We start from the raw sequence: 23,949 nt of genomic DNA, 5'->3' as shown, positions 1-23,949 counted from the left end.
ATAGTAATGTTGCCGCAAATATACCAATTCTGGGGTTTTGTTTGCAATCTATTTGAAAATTGGAAAGTACGCAATCGTTATTTTTTTTAACATTTAACACTTGAAATGTGTATTATGTTTATTTTTTTTACTAAAATTGGGCTCTTTTTTATATTTAAAATAATTCTAATGAATGCAAGTAAAATTACTGTAATATTTTTGTTATTAGTTGGTACCGTTTTCGGGCAACAAAAAATCACTGTTGAGAATATTTATAGCGGGACTTTCCGGGCCAAGGGAATGGATGAGCTGCAGTCCCTGAAAAATACAGATCAGTATACGGTATTAAATGTTGATCAGGCCAGCCGGAGTATGCAAATTGACTTATACGATTTTGCTACGCTGAAAAAAGTATCCAATTTAATTGATACCAAAAATCATAAAGAACTTGCAGATGGCATTGACAGTTATACCTTCGATGCTTCAGAAAAAAAGATTTTAATTGCCTGTAACTCCAATAAAATTTTCCGCCACTCTTTTACCGCAGATTATTTTTTATACGATATCACTTCGAAGTCACTAACCAGACTGTTTGACTTTCAAATCCAGGAGCCGACTTTTTCTCCTGATGGAACCAAAATTGCTTACGCCAGAGAAAATAACTTATACATTTATGACGTCGCTGCAAAAAAAGCAACCGCTGTTACAACCGATGGTAAGAAAAATGCAGTCATCAATGGTATTACGGACTGGGTTTACGAAGAAGAGTTTGCTTTTGTAAGAGCATTTGACTGGAGTAAAGACAGTAAAAAATTAGCTTATATTCGTTTTGACGAAAGCGCCGTTCCGGAATTCTCCATGTCAAAGTTTCATAAAGATTTATACCCGACCATTGAGACTTTTAAATATCCGAAAGCAGGAGAAAAAAATTCAGTAGTTTCATTGCATATTTATGATGCTGCAGCAAATACGGCTAAAAAAGTGGATTTAGGAAACTACAGTGATTTTTATATTGCCAGATTACAGTGGACAAACGATGCGAATGTTTTATCGGCTCAGGTTCTGAACCGCCACCAGGATAATTTAGATTTGTTGTTTGTCGATGGGACAACGGCTGCTGCAAAAGTAGTTTTGAATGAAAAAGACAAAGCGTATGTAGACGTAACGGATAATTTGACTTTCCTGAAAGATAACAGTTTTATCTGGACAAGCGAAAAAGACGGTTTTAATCATATCTATGTGTATGATAAAACAGGAAAATTAAAAAATCAGGTTACAAAAGGAAACTGGGAAGTGACTTCGTACTATGGTTTCGACGAAAAAACAAAAACTATTTTCTATCAGTCTACTGAAAATGCTTCAATAAACAGAGACATTTATCGTATCGCCTTAGACGGAAAAAACAAAGTTCGTTTAACTTCAAAAGTAGGAACAAGTGCTGCTACTTTTAGTCCAAATTTCCAATATTTCATTACTACCTTTTCCAGTAATTTAGTGCCAACGACTTATACTTTAAATGAGTCAAAAACAGGAAAAGAAATTCAGGTTATCGAAAACAATCAGGCACTTGCTGATAAATTGAAAGGGTATAATCTTCCTGCTAAAGAATTCTTTGTTCTGAAAACGGCTAAAGGAAACGAACTTAATGCATGGATTTTAAAACCAAAAGATTTTGACGCTTCAAAAAAATATCCTGTTTTCATGTACCAGTACTCTGGTCCGGGATCTCAACAGGTAAATAACGACTGGAACAATACAGACGATTACTGGTTTTTATCGCTTACACAACAAGGGTATATCGTAGTTTGTGTGGATGGAAGAGGAACTGGTTTTAAAGGTGCTGATTTCAAAAAAGTGACACAATTACAATTAGGAAAGTACGAAGTGGAAGATCAGATCGATGCTGCCAAAGTACTTGGTACTTATCCGTATGTTGATGCTTCAAGAATTGGAATCTTCGGATGGAGTTACGGTGGTTTTATGGCTTCAAACTGTATTTTTCAGGGGAATGATGTTTTCAAAATGGCGATCGCGGTTGCTCCGGTAACCAACTGGCGTTTTTACGACAGTGTTTACACAGAAAGATACATGCAGACGCCTCAGGAAAATGCAAGCGGTTATGACCAAAATTCTCCAATAAATCATGTTGATAAGTTAAAAGGTAAGTTTTTATTGATTCACGGATCCGGTGATGACAACGTTCATGTGCAAAACTCGATGCAGATGATGGAAGCTTTAATTCAGGCTAATAAACAGTTTGATTCTCAGATATATCCGGATAAAGACCACGGAATTTATGGTGGAAAAACCAGAATTCAGCTTTATAATAAAATGACTAACTTTATCAAAGAAAATTTATAATCTAAATCTTATTAACCTTTAAAAATAATGAATAATATGGGAGAAACTCAAGTAAAAACTGGGCATCCAAAAGGACTTTGGGTATTGTTTGGAACGGAGATGTGGGAGCGATTCAACTTTTATGGAATGCGAGCTTTATTAACTTTATTTCTTGTGAATTCATTATTGATGAAGGAAGAAGAAGCGTCTTTAATTTATGGAGGTTTCCTTGGACTTTGTTACCTGACGCCAATGTTGGGTGGTTTTGTGGCCGATCGTTTTTTAGGGAACAGAAATTGTATCCTTTTAGGCGGACTATTGATGGCAACAGGACAAATGTTATTGTTTACCAGCGGTAGTGTATTCGAAAATAATTTGCCTTTGGCTAAAATTATCATGTACTGTGGTCTGGGGGTTATCGTTTTTGGTAACGGATTCTTTAAGCCGAACATTTCAAGTATGGTGGGAAGTTTGTATCCTAAACAGGAAAAAACAAAACTGGATACTGCCTTTACTATTTTCTACATGGGAATCAATATCGGAGCTTTCTTAGGGCAGTCTATTTGTCCATTATTGGGAGATGTCAAAGATTCAGGCGGAATTAGAGATATTCACGCTTTCAGATGGGGATTTATGGCGGCTTCCGGAGCTATGCTTGTCGGAACAGTTCTTTTCTATTTCCTTAAAAATAAATATGTGGTTTCTCCTGAAGGAAGACCATTAGGAGGTTTGCCTTCTAAAAATGTGGCGGAAGATTTTGAAGAAGGAGAAGCTCAAAAAGCTAATTTCTCTGGTAAAGCACTCACTATTGCCGGAATTGCATTTATAGCATTAGGATTCTTTTTTCATTATGTGGTAGGTCAGAATTTGATTTATACATTGATTTACTCCAGTGGATTGTCATTGGCAGGATTAATTATATCGGATACTTCGTTGACAAAAATCGAAAGAGACAGGATTATTGTAATTTATATTGTTTCGTTCTTTATTATTTTCTTTTGGGCTGCTTTTGAGCAGGCTGGTTCTTCATTGACTTTTATTGCAGATAATCAGACAGACAGACACTTCTTTGGCTGGCAAATGCCTCCGTCCATGGTTCAGATTTTCAATGGATTGTTCGTGGTGGTAATGGCTGTGCCGTTTAGTATTTTATGGGATTCCCTTAGAGCCAATAACAGAGAGCCAATTTCACCGGTTAAGCTGGCGGTTGGTCTGGTTATAATTTCTGTGAGTTTCTTTATGATTGCGACACAGGTATCCTACATCGGAACTTCCGGTTTGTTATTGGTAAAATGGCTTATCTTATTATATTTTCTAAATACATGTGCTGAGTTATGCTTGTCTCCGATTGGTTTATCGTTGGTAGGTAAATTATCTCCAAAGCGTTTCGCGTCATTATTATACGGGGTTTTCTTCCTGTCTAATGCGTCAGGGTATGCCTTAGGAGGAACCTTAGGATCTATTTTGCCTGCAACAGGTGATAAATTTGAAAAAGCAAAAGAATTAGGAATTGACCTTCAGGCAGTTTTAGACAATAAAATAACGCCAACCGCAGAGCAACTCGCGCTGTTGGACCAACATCAGATTAGTGCACACAACCACTTTTTTGCAGGATTTGAAATTCATAACCTATATGAGTTCTTTATGGTATTTGTGGTTCTTACAGGTATTGCTGCAATTGTATTGTTTGCTTTGACTCCGTTTTTGAAAAAAATGATGCATGGAGTCAGATAAAATGGAGAAAACAATTACGTTAGAAGAAATTCAGAATTTTAAGGGCAATTACCCAAAGCAATTATGGTATTTGTTTTTTGTTGAAATGTGGGAACGTTTCTGTTTTTACGGAATGCGCGGAGTGCTTACATTTTTTATGGTAGATCAGCTTTTACTGAAAGATGAACATGCTAATTTACAATATGGCGCTATTCAGGCATTTGTGTATGCTTTTACTTTTATCGGAGGTATTTTTGCCGATAAAGTATTAGGGTTCAAAAAATCATTATTCTTCGGTGGAATCGTCATGATTCTTGGAAATCTTTTGATTGCCTTTTCGCCACAGGTGCTGTTTTACTACGGTATTGCATTTTCTATTATTGGAACTGGTTTTTTTAAGCCGAATGTTTCTTCAATGGTGGGGGAATTATATCACGAAGATGATAACAGACGAGACGCAGGTTACGGAATGTTTTATGCCGGGATCAATGTAGGAGGTCTTTTAGGAGGTGCCTTATGTATTTATTTAGGAAAATATTACTCCTGGCAATTATGTTTTTTGTCTGCAGCAATAGTCATGTTTTTAGGTTTGGTTACGTTTTTGTTTACCAAAAAATATTTAGGTCCGATTGGAGATTCTCCATTATTAAATCTAGAGCCCGGTAAGAGAAGGATTCGAGAAATAGCGGTTTATGCAATATCAATTTTAAGTTTGCCGTTTATTTTTATAATGGTGAAAAATACAGATTATACAGATTATTTCATGTATACAATCGGTATCGTTGCTGTTCTTTATTTTACATATGAACTAATTAAGTTAGGGGATGTAAAACTGCAGAAAAAATTATTTGCAGCCTTTTTATTTGTATTCTTCTATTTGCTGTTTAACGCAATCTATGAGCAGAGTGGTGGTTCATTATCTCTTTTTGCTAAAGATAACTTAAGCAATAAGCTGTTGTTTTTTACCATTGATCCGAATGTTGTAAATAATAGTTCGAACACTTTCTTTGTAGTCGTGTTAAGTCCGCTTATCGGTCTGTTGTGGATCTGGCTTGGAAAGAAAAAAATTGAACCTAATACTTTGATTAAATTCGGAATAGGATTCTTGTTTTTGGGAGCTTCTTTTTACATTTTTTATCTCACGAAGTTCTTCGCAAATTCTGAAGGCATTGCCTCCTTAAATGTATTTACTTTTGCTTATTTGGTAACAACTATTGGGGAACTTTGTTTAGGACCAATCGGAATGTCGATTATTACTAAATTGTCTCCAAAAAGATTATTTGGTATGATGATGGGATTGTGGTTTCTGGCCAGTGCGTTTGGACAACTATTCGCAGGAAAACTAGGGGCAGAAATATCCAGGTCAAACACAGGTGTTACTTTGCTTTCAAAACTCCAGTCTTATACAGAAGGATATTATCAGCTGGCTATTTATTCGGTTGTTGCCGGAGTTATTCTAATTGCAATTTCGCCTATTATTAGAAAATTAATGCAAGAAGTAAAATAGACGACATTTTGCAATTCAAATTTTGTTTAGATTTGTAAAAAATTAAAATGATCATGAAAAAAATATTTTTGGTTGCCTTGTTTATAGTGGGTGCTTTTACTTCACAGGCGCAGGAATTAAAATGGTATACTGACGTTAAAGAAGCCATCACAGTCAGCAATAAAGAAAACAAGCCAATGTTGCTGTTTTTTACAGGAAGCGACTGGTGTGGGTGGTGTATCCGATTGCAAAATGAAGTTTTAAAAACACCTGAATTTACAAAATGGGCCAGTCAGAATGTTGTTTTGGTTGAATTGGATTATCCAAGAAGAACGCCTCAGACTCCGGAGTTGAAAAGTCAGAATAATGAATTGCAGCAAGCTTTTGGAATACAAGGTTTTCCAACAATTTATTTTACCAGTGCTGAAGCCAAAGACGGTAAAGTTAATTTTAAAGGTCTTGGTCAGACAGGATATGTTGCCGGAGGGCCATCTGCATGGTTGGCAGTTGCTGAAGGAATTGTCCATCCAAATAAATCTTAAAGATTAAACACTTATAAATTTTTAAAAAACTCCTTACAGCAATGTAAGGAGTTTTTTTGTTTAGTAAGAAAAAGTATCCACTTGCGTTTTGTGTAATTATTAGTTTAATATTTAATTATAGTAAAAAAAACAAATAGTGTATTTTTTGTATTAATAAAAGTTGGAAAATTAAAATATTATGTTAATTTCGTTACGCTAATCTAACCAAAAACCTAACGATATGACCAAAAAATTACTTACCCTGTTGTTTTTTTTAGGTTCATTTTTAATGCAGTCCCAAAATTTAGTCTGGCGAACTAATATGACCGATGCTATTGCAATAAGTAATGAACAAAGAAAACCAATGCTAATTTTATTCACCGCCGCAGGCGTGCCGGATAATCTTCAAAATGAAATATTTAAAACTCCGGATTTTGCTGTCTGGTCCAGAGATAATGTTGTTCTGGTAAAATTGGATTTGTCAGACATTAATGCTTCTGATAGTGATAAGGAGCAAAACCTAAGATTAAAAAATGCCTTTGGTGTTGTAGATTTGCCGGAGGTATGTTTTGCAAGTGCTTCCATCAGGAAAAATAAAACGACTTTCAGTGCATTAGGAAAAATTGCTTACAAGCCTGGAGGTGCACGATCCTGGATTTCAGAATCAGATGCTATTTTGCATCCAAGCGAATGAATAAAATTTAAATTAAGTTTCTTAGTTTAATTTGTAGAATCCCTTTTTGCTGTACGGTAAAAAGGGATATTTTTTTTACATTTTAAAAATAGTGTCTGAATTATTGCTATTTAAAACCCTTATTTTTTTAATTATATAAAATATTTAACGTTTTAATAATAAATATCATTTTACTTCATGTTTACTTGGTTTTTAGTGATAATATTTATTGTTTTTTAGGCTCATTATGTTAATTTAGTTTTTATTTGTTAACTTAATTGACTGAATTCTATGAATAGAAAATTACTTATCCTACTATTTTTTTTAGTTACTTTTTTGACAAAGGCGCAGAATGTAGTCTGGACCACAAACGTGACTGATGCCATTGCATTGAGCAAAGAACAAAGAAAACCATTGTTGATTTTGTTTACCGGAACAGGTGCATCTGAAAATCTCCAGAGAGAGGTTTTTAATACGATTGAATTTCAGAACTGGTCCCGTAAGAAAGTAATATTAGTGAAGCTGGATTTATCTGCTGAGACTTCAAGCGAGATAAGGGAGCAAAGTATTAAATTAAAAAATGCTTTTAATATTGTCGAATTACCGGAAGTTTGTTTCGCCTTTGCTAACACCAGGAATGGAAAAACAATGTTTCAGGCACTTGGAAAATTATCCTATAAAAATGAGGGCGCAAAAAGCTGGATCTCAGAATCTGAAACGATTTTAAATCCGTCTGAATAGACCGCTATATTAATTTTCTATTTTAATTTGTAGAATCCCATTTCGCCGGTTGAGTGATACGGGATTCTTTTTTTTAGACATGTCAGCTTCCAGTATTTTTGAATAGAATAAGAGTTTGATGCATCAGCAACTATTATTTTTGGTTTTAACTCAAGTAACATGCGATCTAAATTAATCTTTGGCGACTGCGTAAGAATCAAAATGTCAGGACAGCTGTTTTTTTTGTAAATACCGCTACTGTCGATCAACAGGATTTTTTGGTTGTTAAAAAAGAAGGTGTTTTTAATTTTGCTTACTGACTTTATGGAACCGGAATTTCCAATTACAGGATCTATGGAATACTTTTCAGCACCTTTCTTTTCAAAATTTTCAGTGGTGAAAAAAAGGATGTTCGTTCCGGTTCTCTCTGTGATAACAGTTTTTTTATTCGTGTGATACACAATGAATTCGTGTTTTTCTTCAACATCTTTTCGGGTCATAATAAACGAGAGCTGGACAAAAATCACAGAAATAAAGATGGCAATCAATTTAGGGTAACCGGGCTTTTTTAACCAAATGACGGTTGTAATTATAAGTCCATAAAAAGTAAGGAAATAATAAAAATTGAAGCCAATATCCCGAATTACGAAGGATTCCAGTGAAGCTACACCATGTGTAATACGATTTAAAATATAAATACTTTTTTCGAAAATTTTAATTAATAAAACGGGACAACTGAAAAACACGGAAATGAGCATTACTACAATTCCTGTAATCATAATAAAAGATAAAATGGGAAGAATGAGAATGTTAGTCACAAAAAACAGACAGGGAAACTGATGAAAATAATACAAGCAAATGGGGAAAGTTCCAATCTGGGCAGCAAATGAAACAACTAAAGCTTCCCAGATGTAATTGCAAATTTTGTTTTTGGGCTTCCAGATCTCTTTCAGTAAGGGCTGTATCCAGACAATAGAAAATAAGGCAATATAACTCAACTGAAAACCAACATCAAACAAAAAGTAAGGCTCGAATAATAAGATCAACAAAACGGAAACCAGCAAAGTATGGTAAATATTGCTGCCTCTTCTCAGATGATTTCCTATTGCAAGAAAGGAGAACATAATAACCGAACGTAAAACCGGCGGAGAAAGTCCGGAAATAATGCCGAAAAGACTTAAGGAAATCAAAATGGCGACTAATTTGAGAAACGAACCTTTTCTTGTATTGGGTATTGGCTTTAAAATAAATAAAACAAAAAGCATTATAAAACCAACATGAAGCCCCGAAACAGACAAAATATGCGTTGCTCCGGAATATTGATAGTCTTTGATAATGTCGGATGATATTTCCTGGCGCTGCCCTAAAATCAATGCCAGTGCTACATTCATTTCAATTTTGCTGAAATGTGCTTTTTCGAGATTACGGACTATTCGTGAGTTTAGCCTGGCAGCATAAAACCAAATATCTTTTCTGATCTTTTTGCTGACCTTTATTTCGGATCTGGAAACGTAGAGCTGAGCATAAATGTTCTTATTAGAAAGATATTTAGCATAATCAAATTGATTGGGATTCTTAGGTCCGGTGGTATGCTGCAAAATGGCTTTCGTCTGAATGGTATTTCCAATGAGGAGTGTATTGCGGGTGTTTTCTTTTTTAATATTTACAATGATCTTTCCCGTATAAGTACTGCCATTGATATGGTTTAAAGAAGCAACATATCTGTCATTATACCTATTGCTTTTTAATTGTTCCGTTAAAGTAAAAGAAATAGGTTGTTCATCTTCGAAAGCTTTTTTATAGTGGATATAATTGGATGGCTTTAAAGAATCTGTATGCAGTAATAAGGTAATAATGCCAAACCAAAATGAAATAAGGCAGCTGCTTATCCCGAAAAAAAGGTGTAGTGTTTTGTTTTTCCCTGATAAGAAATAGAGAATAGAAAAAAAAAGTCCTGTAATTATCAGAATACAGCCGGTAATATAAATTGTGGGTTGCCAATAATAACAAACCAATATGCCTAATATAAAACTGATGGTAATTTTAGCCAAAGGGAAATCTAATACTTTCATGGCCTAAAAGTATTAAAATTTTGTAAGAAAAATAATATTATATTGAAAAATAATTACTCGATAACCCTGTTGATCTGAACAAAGGAATTTTGATAATACGGTTCTTTGGTTGATGAAATTATTACGCCTTTCGAGGTTGAAGAATGTATAAATTTTATTTCGGCACCTGTCCTTTCCGTAATGAGTCCAACGTGATTGATTTGTTTGCTTTTGTTGGTCCTGAAGAAAATTAAATCTCCTTTTTCAGCATCATCAAAAGATATTATTTTTCCAATTTTTGATTGCTCGTAGGAACTTCTGGGCATTGTAATTTTTTTCGCCTGAAAAGTAGTAAAAACTAAGCCCGAGCAATCATAACCACTTTTAGTGGTACCACCGGCTTTGTATTTTACACCAAGATTAGCTGTAGCAGTATCAATTAAATGTTTCACCGTATTTTTGTTTGCCCGCTTCGGTTCATTTCTGTCTACGGCCGCCGAACCTGATTTGCAGGAAGCGAATATGATAGACAATAAGGCTAAAACGAGTAATTTTTTCAAAACAAAAAAATTTAAAGTTGTTTTAAATCAGCAACAATAAGTTTTGCAGTCTTTTTACTGGCACCGATTCCACCTAATTTCTGCTCTAGAATGTCATAATTTTTGAGCAGTTTTTCGCGATAAGCAGGTTTCAGTAATTTTTGTAATTCTTCTTTAAGACGTTTGGTATTGCACTCACTCTGAATTAATTCCGTTACCACTTCCTGATCCATGATTAAGTTGACAAGAGAAATGTATTTTAAGGTAATAATACGTTTTGCAATCTGATAGGAAATGTTGCTTCCTTTGTAACAAACCACTTCCGGAACTTTAAACAAAGCTGTTTCCAACGTTGCCGTACCTGATGTCACTAGGGCCGCTGTTGAAGAACGGAGTAAATCGTAGGTCTTATTGGAAATAAATTTAATGTTTTTATTCGTGATAAATTGCTGGTAAAATTCAAAATCCTGACTTGGGGCACCTGCAATTACAAATTCATACTCGTGAAAATCATCCACAACACTCAGCATAACACTCAGCATTTTAGTGATTTCCTGCTGGCGGCTTCCGGGTAAAACGGCTATAATTGGTTTTTTGCTGAGATCATTTTCTTTTCTAAAAACAGCTTCATCAAAAGGAGGCTGGTTCTGAATAGCATCAATTAAAGGATGTCCCACAAAGTCAACGGGAAAATGATGTTTATCTTCATAGAAACTTTTCTCAAAAGGTAAGATGACAAACATTTTGTCGACATCTTGTTTAATAGCCTTGATCCTGTTTTCTTTCCAGGCCCATATTTGCGGGGAAATATAATAATGTGTTTTGTAATTAAGCGCTTTGGCCCATTTTGCGATACGCATATTAAAACCCGGATAATCAATAAAAATAAGCACATCGGGCTTAAACGCCGTAATGTCTTTTTTGCAAAAAGTAATGTTCGATAAAATGGTCTTTAAATTGAAAACAACTTCAATAAAACCCATAAAAGCCAATTCCCGATAGTGTTTCACTAAAGTTCCGCCCGCTTTCTGCATTAAATCGCCGCCCCAGAATCTAATTTCAGCCTGAGGATCTTCCTCATAAAGTGCTTTCATTAAATTAGAACCATGTAAGTCTCCGGAGGCTTCGCCGGCTATTATATAGTATTTCATATTCGTATTTTTGAGAATGTCTTCCTTTTTTTAACACATCTACTTTTGCAGGGCAAAGATAAGATTTAAATAAACATTGTAGAAATTGCCAGAACAATGACCGCTAAGATAACGCCGCGAGCCATAAATTCCTTATCTTTTTTTAAAAGAATGGCAAAAACGGCAAGGTCCAAAATAGTTCCCAAAGTGATGATTTTTCCTAAATAACCATGATCTCTAATGGTCTGAATTCCGGTTGAAATGTCAAATTGAGTGAAAAATGTAATAAATAAATAGCTTCCTAAAAGAGAAGTGAAAATTCCAACAATAAAACCGATGAGCATTTCTTTTTTATTCATTTAAATTCCAGGTGTTAAGTTGTTGTATAGCATGGTGAGCGGTTAAGTCAAATTGAACAGGAACTACCGAAATGTATCCGTTTTCCAGAGCCCATTCATCAGTATCTTCGCCTTTGTCTTCGTTTACAAATTTTCCTGTCAGCCAGTAATAGTCTTTGCCGAAAGGTGTTTGTCTTTTATCGAATTTTTGGGCGTAATAGGCTTTTGCCTGACGGCATATTTTTATTCCTTTGATTTCGTTTTCCTTTAATTTCGGAAAATTGACATTTAAAACAATTCCTTTTGGAAGTTTATTCTCAAGAGTTTCCAGGGTGATTCTTTTTATAAAAGATTTTATAGGTTCAAAATCAGCATTCCAGTCATAATCCAGTAAAGAAAATCCAATGGCCGGGATTCCTTCGATTCCCGCTTCAACCGCGGCACTCATTGTTCCGGAATAAATTACATTGATAGAGGAGTTGGAACCGTGATTGACTCCGGAGACACAAAGGTCCGGTTTTCTTTTCAGGATTTCATTAACGGCCAGTTTTACGCAGTCGACTGGCGTTCCGGAACAGCTATATTCTGCAATAGGGTCATTTTCTCCGGAGATTTTATCGAGATAGAGCGTACTGTTAATGGTAATGGCATGCCCCATGGCGCTTTGCGGTTTGTCCGGTGCAACAACAAGTACTTCTCCAATGGTTTCCATAACACTTATCAAAGCTCTGATTCCCGGGGCGAGAATACCATCATCGTTGGTAACTAATATAAGTGGTTTTTCTTGTTTCATATTGCAGGTATTTTGGCAGTTAAAAGGATAAGAAAAGCAAATGTAGTGACAGATTTTCTTAGAATAATAACAAATAAAATAAAATTTGTCAACTAAATAAAAGTTAACTTTGGGAAGCGAAACGTTTTTATATCTTTAACAAAAAATTATAGTGAACTTGGCTTAACTGGCATAGTTTTTACCGTAACTTAGATTAAAAAATTGATGAATGCTATTATTAAATTTATGAAAAGAAATTATAAAATACTTATAGCCGTATTATGCTTGTCGTTAACCTTATTTGCTTTTAAAATAAATGCCGATAAGACAGTTGATCCGGATCCAAACAGAGACAAAACACTGTTAGAATTACTAGCATTTGTTATTGAAAAAGGACATTATAGTCCTGCGGAAATTAACGATGACTTTTCTAAGGGAATTTTTAAAGACTATATAGATGCGCTGGATCCTTCAAAAAGATTCTTCCTGCAGTCTGATATTGATGAATTCAAGCAATATGAGTTAATGCTGGATGATCAGTTTTTGAATAAAGACTTAACTTTTTTCAATCTTACCTACACTAGGTTGATGAAGCGTATGGAAGAAAGCAAAAAACGTTATAAGACTATTTTAGCCCAGCCCTTCAACTACAATGTTGATGAGACTTTTAATGCCGATTACGAGCATTTGCCTTATGCTAAAAATGCTGTTGAAATCAACGAAAGATGGAGAAAGCAAATTAAACTTTCAACGCTTTCTTCTCTTGTGACAAAGCAAAAATTAGAAGAGGATAAAAAGAAAACAGATCCTGCTTATAAAGCAAAATCTTTTGAAACTTTAGAAAAAGAAACGCGTGAAAGTTCTTTAAAATCCCTCGACGATAATTTCAGCCTGATCAAGGATTTGAATAAGGAAGACTGGTTTTCTGTGTACGTAAATTCTATTATGACACGTTTTGATCCGCATACAAGTTATTTTGCACCGGAAGAAAAAGATCGTTTTGATGTGAATATCAGTGGAAAACTGGAAGGTATCGGAGCGAGACTGACAAAGAAAAATGACTTTACACAAATCGATGAATTGATTTCAGGCGGACCTGCCTGGAAAGGAAAACAACTGGAAGCCGGTGATCTAATTTTGAAAGTAGCGCAAGGAAACGAAGAGCCTGTAGATGTTGTAGGCATGCGTCTGGATGATGTTGTGAAGAAAATTAAAGGACATAAAGGTACTGAGGTTAAACTTACCGTTAAAAAAGTAGACGGAAGTATCAAAGTTATTTCAATTATAAGAGACGTAGTCGAAATAGAAGAGACCTACGCTAAATCCAGTATTGTTGAGAGAAACGGATTAAAATACGGCGTGATTTATTTGCCTAAATTCTATATCGATTTTGAAAATAAAGACGGCCGTGATGCCGGAAAAGACATTGCTCTTGAAGTAGAAAGACTTAAAAAAGAAGATATCAACGGAATCGTACTTGACGTTCGTGACGATGGAGGAGGATCTTTATCAACAGTAGTTGACATTGCCGGTTTATTTATCGAAGAAGGACCAATTGTTCAGGTAAAATCTGCCGGTAAAAAGAAAGAAGTCCTTTACGATAAAGATAAAAAAATCGAATGGGACGGACCGTTAGTAATTATGGTAAACAGTTTCTCTGCTTCTGCATCGGAAATTTTAGCTGCCGCAATTCAGGATTACAAACGTGGTGTTATTATCGGAAGTAAACAAACATACGGAAAAGGAACGGTTCAAAATGTACTTGACCTGAACCAGTTTGTTCGTAATGCAAGTTATGGCGATTTAGGAGCTTTGAAAATTACAGGACAAAAGTTTTACAGGATTAATGGAGGTTCAACTCAATTAGAAGGTGTTCATAGTGACGTGGTTATGCCGGATCGTTATGCTTACCTGAAAATGGGAGAACGCGATATAGATAATGCAATGCCGTGGGATAAAATTGATCCGGCTGATTACAGCACCTGGACTTCAAATGAAAAATTCAATCAGGCCATAGCTAAAAGTACCAGCAGAATTGCACAAAATTCTCAATTTAAATTAATCGAAGATAATGCAAAATGGATTGATATTAAAAGCAAAGAGAATACCTATAGCTTAAATATTACAAGTTTTAAGGCAACTCAGGAACAGGTTGAAAATGAAGGTAAAAAATACAAACCAATTTCAGAGTATAAAAATAATTTAGTATTTAAATCTTTGCCTTACGAAGAGCTTGAAATTAAAAACGATGCTACTTTAAAAGAGAAAAGAGAAGCATGGCACCAGGCATTGTCAAAAGATGTTTACGTAGAAGAAGCCCTAAACGTTTTAGATGATTTACAGACTAAATCTTCAGTGGTTAAAAATAATTCTTCAAAATTAAAAAAAGATAAATTGGTAAAATCTTAATTTTACAGAAGATTAATTTGTTATTAAAACGCTCCGAAAGTTTATATTTACGGAGCGTTTTTTTATGGATTTAAGTATAAGAATATGAGAAAATTTCTTGTTTTGGTTTTGATGCATTTTGTGTTTTTTTCCTGTAAAAATGAAGTAGAAATCAAGGAGGGAGTGGTAGAAAATCACCCTCATTTTACTTCAAATCAAAGCAGTTCTGATTCCTTGTACACAGTGGATTATCTGCCAACATCTACAACGAAACAGATTGTGAATCATAAGTATTACACACTTTCTTATAACGAAAAGTTCGAGCAGGCCGAATGGGTGGCTTATGAGTTGAAAAAAGAATACTTGAAAAACAACGATTTTAAAAGACCATATTTTATTGCAGATCCAAAAGTAACAACAGGATCTGCCGATTGGAGAAATTATAAAAAGTCAGGATATGACAAAGGCCATCTTTGTCCGGCAGGCGATATGGAGTTTGATATAAATGCGTATAACGACACTTTTTACACCTCAAACATTTCTCCCCAAAAGCATGATTTTAATAGCGGAATATGGAATAGAATAGAGCAGAAAACGCGTTATTGGGCTGAAAAGTACCATGATGTTTATGTGGTCACAGGAGGTGTTTTGAAAGATTCAGATAAAAAAATAGGAACAGAAAAAGTTTCTGTTCCCAAATATTTTTATAAAATCATTCTGGCTAAATCAGGAAATGAACATAAAGCCATTGCATTTTTAGTCCCAAATGAAGATAGCGATAAGTCACTTTACGATTATGTAGTTCCCATTGAAACTATCGAAAACACAACAGGAATTGATTTTTTCCCGAATTTAAAAAACTTAAAAAGCAGTCATGACTTTTAAGTCTGCAATAGTTGCTGTGGGATTTTCGGCTTTAAAAACAAAGCTTCCGGCAACCAAAACATCAGCTCCGGCTTCTACCAGTTGTTTTGCGTTTTTATTGGTTACACCGCCATCAATTTCAATAATTGTTGAGGCATTTTTGCGTGTGATCAAAGCTTTTAGTTTTTTTACTTTACCGTAGGTATTTTCAATAAAAGACTGCCCGCCAAATCCCGGATTCACGCTCATAATACAAACAACGTCAATATCGTTTATAACGTCTTCTAACAGATCAATATTTGTATGCGGGTTCATTGCTACTCCGGCTTTCATTCCTTCGGCTTTGATAGCCTGTAATGTTCTGTGCAGGTGTGGGCAGGCTTCGTAATGAACTGTTAGTCCATTTGCTCCTAAATCAGCAAAAGTTTTGATGTAACGATCCGGATCGATAATCATTAAATGTACATCAATATATTTTTTGGCATGTTTTGAAATGGCTTCTAAAACAGGCATTCCGAAAGAGATGTTCGGAACAAAAACCCCATCCATAATATCAATATGAAACCAATCAGCCTGGCTGTTGTTGATCATTTCGATATCGCGCTGTAAATTAGCAAAATCTGCTGCAAGAACGGAAGGAGCAATAAATGTATTTTTCATTGTGTAGTGTGTGTTGTTTTTTACAAAGATAAATTTTTTATGATTTGCAGTAAAATTTAACCGCAAAGTCCGCAAAGTATTTATTTAAAAAATATTAAGGATACAAATTCAGCAAAGCTTTGCGAACTTTGCGGTTACAACATTTCACTGAGATAAAATCCTTGCGATCCTGGGGGTTAAAAAACAAAAAATAAAAAACTCCGGTAATCAGCCGGAGTTTCAATCATCAATCAAAAAACGAACAGTCAATCAAACTGTTGTTTGCGTTAAAATTGTTTCAAGTTTAAGGTTTCAAGTTGTTTTGATCAACTTGAAACTTTAAACCTGAAACAAATATATGTTATCCTAAATAAGTTTTAAGGATTTTACTTCTTGAAGTATGTTTTAATCTGCGGATTGCTTTTTCCTTAATCTGACGTACACGTTCACGGGTTAAGTCGAAAGTTTCTCCGATTTCTTCTAATGTCATTGGATGCTGATCGCCAAGACCAAAATACAAACGAACAACATCTGCCTCTCTTGGAGTTAATGTTTCTAAGGAACGCTCGATTTCAGTACGAAGTGATTCGTGAATTAATTCTCTGTCAGGATTTGGAGATTCTCCGGAACGTAAAACGTCATAAAGGTTAGAATCCTCACCTTCAACAAGAGGTGCATCCATAGATAAGTGACGGCCAGAGTTTTTCATGGACTCTTTTACATCATTTACGGTCATGTCAAGTTCTTTTGCAATTTCCTCAGCAGAAGGCGGACGCTCGTTAGATTGCTCTAATAAAGCGTACATTTTGTTGATTTTATTGATAGAACCAATTTTGTTTAATGGTAAACGAACGATACGTGATTGTTCTGCCAAAGCCTGAAGGATCGATTGACGAATCCACCAAACTGCGTAAGAGATAAACTTGAAACCACGTGTTTCATCAAAACGCTGAGCGGCTTTAATTAAACCTAAGTTTCCTTCGTTAATTAAATCAGGAAGCGTTAATCCTTGATTTTGATATTGTTTTGCCACAGACACTACGAAACGTAGGTTGGCTTTTGTTAATTTTTCTAAAGCTCTTTGATCACCGGCCTTTATTCTTTGTGCTAATTCTACCTCTTCATCAGCGGTAATCAGGTCAACTTTTCCGATTTCTTGTAGATATTTATCTAACGATGCAGTTTCACGATTGGTTACCTGCTTGGTGATTTTAAGTTGTCTCATGTTGTTGTCTCCCTATTTTTTTAAAGTGTACAAATAGTTATACGTAGGAAGTGTTGAAAAAGTTACAACAGATTGAAAAATATTTTTAAAATTTATAGGTAAGTCCGGATTGAAGTGAGAAACTATACGGTTTAGCGTCGCCGCTTTCTTTGAAAGTACTTAAGTAATATTTGAAGAGAGGATTGATATCCAGGTTAAATCCGGAATTTAGTTTATAGCTGATTCCTATTCCTAAATTGTATGAAAAATTGATACCTGAAATATTTTTTGCTTCCCCGATATTTTGCATAGCAACTTTTTCAGATTTTAAGGACAGCCGGTTTTGATCTGAAATTAAGAAGCTGCATCCCGTAAAAACTTCCATTCCGATTTTACTTTCATCTTTTTTGAAAGCATATACAAATTCTATTGGAAGTTCATAATAGGATAGCTTTTGTACTAAGTCCACTTCATTTGAACCGGCAAAGGTTTGTTTTATATTGATTTCAGACTTTAATGCGATATTATTATAATTTAAGATTAATTCGTCTTTATCTAATCGGGTGGAATTCTTTAAGCTTATTTTAGAAAATCCGGCCCTAAAACCGATTCTGTCGTACATTGTTTTTACATAGACGCCATAATGCGAAGTGATTGGGTGTTTTTTAGCCAAGTTGTCCATAGACGGATCGATCATCGAGGCACTGTTTAAGGATCCTGAAATGGCCGGACCGTAAAAAATGGATACGCTCACTTCCGTATCTGATTCTTTGCTTTCAGTAGTATAAACGGTTTTTTTATAGGCTCTTTTCGGAGGCGTGTCTTTTTTTACCTTGAGACTGTCAATTTTTGCAATGGTATCGGTTTTTGCTTCAATTATTCGTGGAGTGCTTTCCGTTTCTGTTTGTGTTGCAGCGTCTTTTTCGTTGGCTGTCTTTTCAGGAATTTCGTTGGCTATTGGCTTATAAACAGTTTTGTTGGCTTTTGTATTATGACGTTTGGTCTTTTTTTTAGACTTTGGTTCTGTAGTTTTGTTTTTTTTTACCGGTAGTTTTTTTTCCTGAGCTTTTGGCCGGATCGCTTTTTTTACGGTTCCCGACTTTAATAGTTTTGTGGTTACCTGTTCTTTTTTAAGAATGACTTTGTATTTTTTTACGACTTCGTATTCTTCTTACTCATTTGTAGAAGTTACGAGTTTGCTCGATTCCTTAACTAGTTTTACACTTTTAGTTTTTTTAATTCTGGTAACGACATCCGATCCTGATTTTTGCAGTTTTGGATTTGATCCCTGATTTTGTTTTTGATCCGATACAGCATTTGATTTTGCTGTGGAAGGTTTAGTTTCTTGTTTTGCCTGATTCTCTGTTTTTTGAGTTTTGTCCTGAAAGTCTGAATAAAAATAGAGTAGTGTCGCAATAAGTGCAATAGCAATTGCGCCCGGAAATATCCAGGATAATATTCTTTTGTTCCTTTTTTTGTTAAGATCGGTTTCAATCTTTGACCAGACCAGTTCACTTGGAGTTTTATCCAAATCAGCTAACTTGTCTTTGATTTTCTTTCCTATTTCAGTTCTATTTTCCATTTTTCCGCTTAGAATAATAAAATGTGCTTTTTGATTTGATTTTTTCTTTCAGAATATGTTTTGCTCTGTGTAAGTTTGATTTTGAAGTACTTTCAGATATTGACAACATCGTTGCGATCTCCTGATGGGAGTAATCGTCCAGTTCGTAAAGATTGAAAACCAGACGATATTGGTGGGGCAGTTCCTGAACAAAAGATAAGATAGTTTCCAGAGGCAAATCAATTTCAGTTTCATTGATAGTATGGTCCTCAGGATAATCGTCTTTGATAGCAGTGAGAGTATACGATTGCTTGTACCGGGTGATTGCCTTGTTGATGGTGATTCTTTTAATCCAGCCCTCAAAACTTCCATCTCCCTTATATTTTTTTATATTGGTAAAAATTTCAATAAAAGAGTCGTGAAGATTGTCTTCTGCCTCTGCAGCATTGGGGCAATACTTTAGGCTTAACACAAAAAGAGTCTTCTTATACATGTCGTATAACGCTTCTTGTGCTTTTCGGTTTTGGCGGCTGCAGTCTTTTATGAGTTGGTCTAAATTCAAATTTTATTTTTATTCTAACTTATGTTTTATAATCAATAGTATTAAAATAACAAAAAGGTTGCGTGGTGAAATCGAAATAAATAAAAACCCTTGTTTCCAAATTTAGAAACAAGGGTTTTTATTGGGAGAAAAACATTGCTTTATTTTTTAATTTACTGTTGAATCTTTTACTTCAAAAGTTTCTTTTAAGGAAACAGGAGTTCCTTCATTTGTAAATCCTTCGAGGTTTACTTCGTATTTACCTGAAACATCAGAGGTAAAAAAGGAGATTGTATTTTCTTTGTTTTCTAAAGTTAATTCCGGCTGCCAAAGCAATTGGTATCTGAAATCCGGAATTCTTTCGTATTTGCTTTTATCGGTGTAATCTTCTTTGAAAGCGATGATTTTATTCTGAGGTCTTTGAATTTCAGTTTTTAAGATATAACTGCCATTTGCCGACGTTACGTAATCAGTGTTTTTAGTAGTGAAATTGATTACGCCATTAAAAGCTTTTGGCCCGTAAAAATAGACGCCCGGAACAATGCTGACTTTATAGATGTTTTCTGTTTTGTAAGTAAATAATTCATTTACGTTTTGAATTAAAAGCCCGTCTACCAATACCAGAGCCGGTTCCGAAAAATATTCCAGGTCGTAATTGATATCTCTCAGATTTAAGGAATAATTATTGTCTTTTTCACGATAATACATCTCTTTTACAACTTCTGTAATGGTTTCCTTTAGGGTAGGGAATTTTGTATAGTCAGCCAGTACATATTCTTTTTCCAGCGGATGATAAAACGGAAAAGTACTCTGATTAGCCGCTATACTGTCTTTTTTTAGCGGGTAATACGAATTCTCTATCTGGTTGGCAACGGATCTTTGTTCGATAGCTTCTTTATAATCAGCAGTCAGGGATAGCTCGTCGGTGGTTTTTAAGTCAGACAAATTGTATCCTGTGTTTTTATCGATTTCTATTTTATAGTCGTTCTTATCATTTTCCACTACCTGAACAACAACACTGGAATAGTTTGGATCTTTATCCAGAATAAAGTTAAATCTTCCCACTGAATTGGTCTGAACAATTTTAAAGGCAAATTCTTTACCGGGAATAGACAAGGCTACGTTTTTATGGCTTACTTGCTTAGGGTCTTTGCTATTTGTAATGACGCCTGAAATAATCTCACCTCTAAGCTCAGGAATAAATTGGATTGAATCATTTACTCTGTTTGTTACTTCATTAGTAGAGTTGAATTTTACAAACTCTGAAGCGTTCAATTGTTTTTTAGCAGGCAAATTATCAATTTTCTTTACAGAAAGAGAAAAACTACCTTTTCTGATTGCAGGAGTTAACGATTTTATTTTTAACTGAACCAGTTCTCTTTCCTGAAATATATTTTTATCTAATGCTATTGCGAAATTTTTATCCTTAATGTCATTCTCTGCAGCAGATCCACCCGCTAATACATTTGTTTCTTTGTTCTGGGAACTAGAATTCGTACCGGAGTTAGATTTTTTACCGGCTAAATAGGGATTTATTACTAAAAGATCCGTTTTGGAAGTTTTAAAATCATTTTTATTTAACATCCATTTGGTGTAGGCAATAAGTTTGTAGCTGCCTGTTTCAATTGTGGTCGGTATGAAAAAGTCACCCTGCCCTTTTCCGTTATCCAGATAAATTTTGTTGGTAAAAACAATCTGATTGTCACTATTGATAAGATCAACATATGCAATTTTACTGATTTTACTCAAAGCATTATTGACCGGATTGGTACAATACAATTTGCAATGCAGCGTCTCTCCGGTAATTAATGTTGTGTTGCTTAAGTGAACAAATATATTTTCAGTCGTAGCTGTACTAATAGCTTCATTTTTGTTTAATGAACTATTTTGGGCAATAGCAAAAGTATTTATTGCTATTACCATTATTGTGCTGGTTATTCGTTTTAATCTATCCAAAATAAAGGTTTAATGTTAGATGAAATTTTAGTACAGTCACCACAAGGTGCAGGAGTAAAAACATAGGTGTTGTTATTATTAAGAGCGGCAAAAAACACATACTCTCTTCCGGCCCCTGTAACTATCGAATATATTTGCGGCCCTCTGCAGAACTTGTCCGTAAAGCAGTTGGCTAAGGATAGTGTCTGACTGCAATCTGCAATAAATGGCGGGTAGGGATCGTCTTTAAAGATATCCCTGAAATTAAAAAATATTCTTTTTGATGAAACGGATGAGACTTCAAAATAGCCAATAATTTTCTCGTCTGAATTATCATTTGATTTTAAATTACCATAATTAAATCCGGGCTGAACTTGTGATAAAAGACTGGAGGAAGTAGAAAGGTTTTTTAAGGTTTTGTAATAGGTATAAGAGGCTAAATTCTGCACATATTCCCGCACCATAATACTGTATCGTTCGTAAAGTATCGGACTTTTTATATCTATAAAACGTATGGGCAGATTGATTCGGTCTTCACTAAGGCCCACATTGCTGATTAACAGTAAGTCATCTGATTTTTTAGTGGTAAAACAAACTCTTGATTCGCCGTTGTCTCTGGGCACAGTCAGATATGTAAAATCAGGGCCAGGATTGCTGGGATCTAAGATCAGTTTATTAGGTTTCCAGTCCGGAGATACTATTTTATAAGTTTCGTCGTATTCGAATCTGTAAAATTGTGATTTTGAAGTCGGGTCATAGCTGGTTACTACTATTTGTACCCCTTTTTGCCCCTCGATTGTTTCGATTTTTGGTTCGACCTGAATTTCGGTAACAGGAGTTAACGTTTCTGGTACAGACGAGTATGATTTTCCGTCCGGGGTTGTTATATTCAGCTGATAAGATTTTCCGGGAACCGCCTGAAAAGGAGTGTTTGACACATAGAGACCGGAGAATTCTTCAAATTCAAATTCATAGGTATTATTATCGCTATCGGTGATGAAGACAGTTGCTCCTTTTTCAGGAGTTGGGCCATTTTCCTCCAGACGATAGGATCGCGTAATTTTTACTTCCTGCTTTTTTAATTCATTTGTAAGGATTGCCTGAACAACCGGTATACTTTCAAAGGTGTTGGTTTGAAAAGCATATTGCTCCGTACAACTGCCCATAAAAAGGCAAAAAAGTACTAAAGCAATAGTCTTCCCTAAAAAGTTGATATGTTGAATTATAAATTTCATAATTAGGTAATTTGTATTCTCTTTTTTTCTTAACGACCTGTTTGGTATAATAACTAAAGGTCAGGTGTTACTATTATTGTGTTTGTATTTTTAATCTATCCAGAATAAAGGTCTGATGTTAGATGAAATTTGCGTACAATCACCACAAGGTGCCGGAACAAATATGATTCTTTCCATATAGTTCTGAGATCCGTAAAATATAAACTCTCGTCCTAATCCCGTAACTATGGAATATATTTTTGGGCCGCCGCAACCCACATCCCAGCAATTCAATAATTCAAGTGGTGCACAACTGAAAAAAAATGAAGGATGTTGTTCCGTTATAAAAATATCCCTGAAATTGAAAAATATTCTTTTTGATGAAATTGATGATACCTCAAACAGACCAATTATTTTCTCATTCGGATCATCATTTGATTTTAAATTACCATAATTAAACCCTGGCTGTACCTGTGAAAGCAGACTCGCAGAAGTAGAAAGGTTTTTTAATGTTTTGTAATACGTATAAGAGGCTAAATTCTGAACATATTGGCGGACTATAATGCTGTAACGCTGCATTATAACCGGATCTTTGATATTTATGAAACGGATCGGCAGATTGATACGGTCTTCACTAAGGCCTACATTGCTTATTAACATTAAATCATCTGATTTTTTTGTGGTGTAGCATATTCTTGATTCGCCATTGTTTCTGGGAACAGTCAGGAAAGTGTACTCCGGACCCGGGTTGCTGGGGTCTACAATAAGTTTATTAGGTTTCCAGTCGGGCGCTACTACTTTGTATGTTTCGTCATATTCGAATCTGTAAAATTGTGATTTTGAACTGGGATCAAAACTGGTTACCCTTATTTGTACCCCTTTTTCTCCGTCAACGGTTTCGATTTTTGGCTCTACCTGAATTTCACTAACAGGAGTCAGCGTTTCCATTTCAGACGAATATGATTTTCCATCTTTGGTGGAGAAATTCAATTGATAGGATCTCCCGGGCACTGCCTGAAAAGGATTACTGGAAACGTAAAGACCGGAGAAGTCTTCAAATTCAAATTCGTAGCTGTTTTTTTCACTGTCGGTTACGTAAACGATAGCTCCTTTTTCGGGAGTTGGTAAGTTTTCCTCCAGACGATAGGATCTCGTAATCTTAATTTCCTGTTTTTTTAACTCATTTGTAATGTTAGCCTGTACCACAAGTATGTTTTCAAATGTATTGGTCTGAAAAGCATATTGCTCCGTACAACTGCCCATAGAAAGGCAAAAAATGACTAAAGCAATTGCTTTACACAGAAAACGAATATGTCGCATGATGAACTTCATTTAATGAAT

The 23,949-nt window shown here is 35.0% G+C and carries 21 protein-coding genes; 8 read left to right on the top strand and 13 right to left on the bottom strand.

Annotation, left to right across the window (positions count from 1 at the left end; genetic code table 11):
* The first annotated feature begins 168 nt into the window (after positions 1–168).
* From D0817_RS08265 to D0817_RS08240, 6 genes are all read left to right on the top strand, one after another.
* Positions 169–2,340: a S9 family peptidase gene (locus D0817_RS08265; protein ID WP_127337918.1), complete on the top strand. Its 2,172-nt coding sequence runs from the start codon at positions 169–171 to the stop codon at positions 2,338–2,340.
* 36 nt (positions 2,341–2,376) lie between these two features.
* On the top strand, positions 2,377–4,053 hold the full coding sequence (locus D0817_RS08260) for a peptide MFS transporter (RefSeq protein ID WP_127337917.1): 1,677 nt from the start codon (positions 2,377–2,379) through the stop codon (positions 4,051–4,053).
* A 1-nt stretch (position 4,054) separates the two neighbouring features.
* The gene (locus D0817_RS08255) at positions 4,055–5,539 is read left to right on the top strand and encodes a peptide MFS transporter (protein ID WP_127337987.1); all 1,485 of its coding nucleotides are present in this window, start codon (positions 4,055–4,057) and stop codon (positions 5,537–5,539) included.
* 53 nt (positions 5,540–5,592) lie between these two features.
* Complete coding sequence (locus D0817_RS08250) at positions 5,593–6,060, top strand: thioredoxin family protein (RefSeq protein WP_127337916.1); 468 nt, start codon at positions 5,593–5,595, stop codon at positions 6,058–6,060.
* Positions 6,061–6,280: 220 nt separating this feature from the next.
* Positions 6,281–6,733, top strand: coding sequence for a thioredoxin domain-containing protein (locus tag D0817_RS08245; protein WP_127337915.1), 453 nt, complete (start codon positions 6,281–6,283; stop codon positions 6,731–6,733).
* A 270-nt stretch (positions 6,734–7,003) separates the two neighbouring features.
* Positions 7,004–7,453 carry a thioredoxin domain-containing protein gene (locus tag D0817_RS08240; protein WP_127337914.1) on the top strand — a complete coding sequence of 150 codons (450 nt, stop codon included), beginning with the start codon at positions 7,004–7,006 and terminating at the stop codon, positions 7,451–7,453.
* Positions 7,454–7,470: 17 nt separating this feature from the next.
* Here the strand turns inward: D0817_RS08240 and D0817_RS08235 are convergent, their stop codons facing one another.
* From D0817_RS08235 to surE, 5 genes are all read right to left on the bottom strand, one after another.
* The gene (locus tag D0817_RS08235; protein WP_127337913.1) at positions 7,471–9,504 is read right to left on the bottom strand and encodes a ComEC/Rec2 family competence protein; all 2,034 of its coding nucleotides are present in this window, start codon (positions 9,502–9,504) and stop codon (positions 7,471–7,473) included.
* Between the two features lie 53 nt (positions 9,505–9,557).
* Positions 9,558–10,043, bottom strand: coding sequence for a C40 family peptidase (locus tag D0817_RS08230; protein ID WP_127337912.1), 486 nt, complete (start codon positions 10,041–10,043; stop codon positions 9,558–9,560).
* A gap of 11 nt (positions 10,044–10,054) precedes the next feature.
* On the bottom strand, positions 10,055–11,173 hold the full coding sequence (lpxB, locus tag D0817_RS08225) for a lipid-A-disaccharide synthase (RefSeq protein ID WP_127337911.1): 1,119 nt from the start codon (positions 11,171–11,173) through the stop codon (positions 10,055–10,057).
* 65 nt (positions 11,174–11,238) lie between these two features.
* Complete coding sequence (locus D0817_RS08220) at positions 11,239–11,511, bottom strand: hypothetical protein (RefSeq protein ID WP_127337910.1); 273 nt, start codon at positions 11,509–11,511, stop codon at positions 11,239–11,241.
* Positions 11,504–12,283, bottom strand: coding sequence for a 5'/3'-nucleotidase SurE (surE, locus tag D0817_RS08215; RefSeq protein ID WP_127337909.1), 780 nt, complete (start codon positions 12,281–12,283; stop codon positions 11,504–11,506). Before surE ends, D0817_RS08220 begins: the two co-directional genes overlap by 8 nt.
* A 204-nt stretch (positions 12,284–12,487) precedes the next feature.
* On the opposite strand from surE, the gene D0817_RS08210 reads away from it, so the two are divergent.
* Positions 12,488–14,671 (top strand): carboxy terminal-processing peptidase, encoded by a 2,184-nt coding sequence (locus D0817_RS08210; protein ID WP_127337908.1) that lies wholly within the window; start codon positions 12,488–12,490, stop codon positions 14,669–14,671.
* Between the two features lie 84 nt (positions 14,672–14,755).
* Complete coding sequence (locus tag D0817_RS08205) at positions 14,756–15,535, top strand: DNA/RNA non-specific endonuclease (protein WP_127337907.1); 780 nt, start codon at positions 14,756–14,758, stop codon at positions 15,533–15,535.
* Here the strand turns inward: D0817_RS08205 and rpe are convergent.
* The 8 genes from rpe to D0817_RS08165 all read right to left on the bottom strand — a co-directional run bounded on the left by rpe (position 15,512) and on the right by D0817_RS08165 (position 23,940).
* The gene (gene rpe, locus D0817_RS08200) at positions 15,512–16,174 is read right to left on the bottom strand and encodes a ribulose-phosphate 3-epimerase (protein ID WP_127337906.1); all 663 of its coding nucleotides are present in this window, start codon (positions 16,172–16,174) and stop codon (positions 15,512–15,514) included. The genes D0817_RS08205 and rpe overlap by 24 nt on opposite strands.
* Positions 16,175–16,514: 340 nt before the next feature.
* Positions 16,515–17,378 (bottom strand): sigma-70 family RNA polymerase sigma factor, encoded by an 864-nt coding sequence (locus D0817_RS08195; RefSeq protein WP_007804760.1) that lies wholly within the window; start codon positions 17,376–17,378, stop codon positions 16,515–16,517.
* 85 nt (positions 17,379–17,463) lie between these two features.
* Positions 17,464–18,111 carry a hypothetical protein gene (locus D0817_RS08190; RefSeq protein WP_127337905.1) on the bottom strand — a complete coding sequence of 216 codons (648 nt, stop codon included), beginning with the start codon at positions 18,109–18,111 and terminating at the stop codon, positions 17,464–17,466.
* Positions 18,112–18,528: 417 nt separating this feature from the next.
* Positions 18,529–18,939 carry a hypothetical protein gene (locus D0817_RS08185; RefSeq protein WP_127337904.1) on the bottom strand — a complete coding sequence of 137 codons (411 nt, stop codon included), beginning with the start codon at positions 18,937–18,939 and terminating at the stop codon, positions 18,529–18,531.
* A complete protein-coding gene (locus tag D0817_RS08180) occupies positions 18,929–19,480 on the bottom strand; it encodes an RNA polymerase sigma factor (protein ID WP_127337903.1) in 552 nt (183 codons plus the stop codon). The genes D0817_RS08185 and D0817_RS08180 overlap by 11 nt, the downstream gene beginning before the upstream one ends.
* Before the next feature lie 147 nt (positions 19,481–19,627).
* Positions 19,628–21,382, bottom strand: a complete 1,755-nt coding sequence (locus tag D0817_RS08175; RefSeq protein WP_127337902.1) for a hypothetical protein — start codon at positions 21,380–21,382, stop codon at positions 19,628–19,630.
* Between the two features lie 20 nt (positions 21,383–21,402).
* The gene (locus tag D0817_RS08170; RefSeq protein ID WP_127337901.1) at positions 21,403–22,629 is read right to left on the bottom strand and encodes a DUF4249 domain-containing protein; all 1,227 of its coding nucleotides are present in this window, start codon (positions 22,627–22,629) and stop codon (positions 21,403–21,405) included.
* A gap of 90 nt (positions 22,630–22,719) precedes the next feature.
* Positions 22,720–23,940 (bottom strand): DUF4249 domain-containing protein, encoded by a 1,221-nt coding sequence (locus tag D0817_RS08165; protein ID WP_127337900.1) that lies wholly within the window; start codon positions 23,938–23,940, stop codon positions 22,720–22,722.
* Positions 23,941–23,949: the final 9 nt, after the last annotated feature.

Source organism: Flavobacterium cupreum, from assembly GCF_003996965.1.
Taxonomy (GTDB): Bacteria; Bacteroidota; Bacteroidia; order Flavobacteriales; family Flavobacteriaceae; genus Flavobacterium; species Flavobacterium cupreum.
The sequence above is the reverse complement of the archived record's forward strand: the minus strand, read 5'-3'. Positions and strand labels throughout refer to the sequence as shown.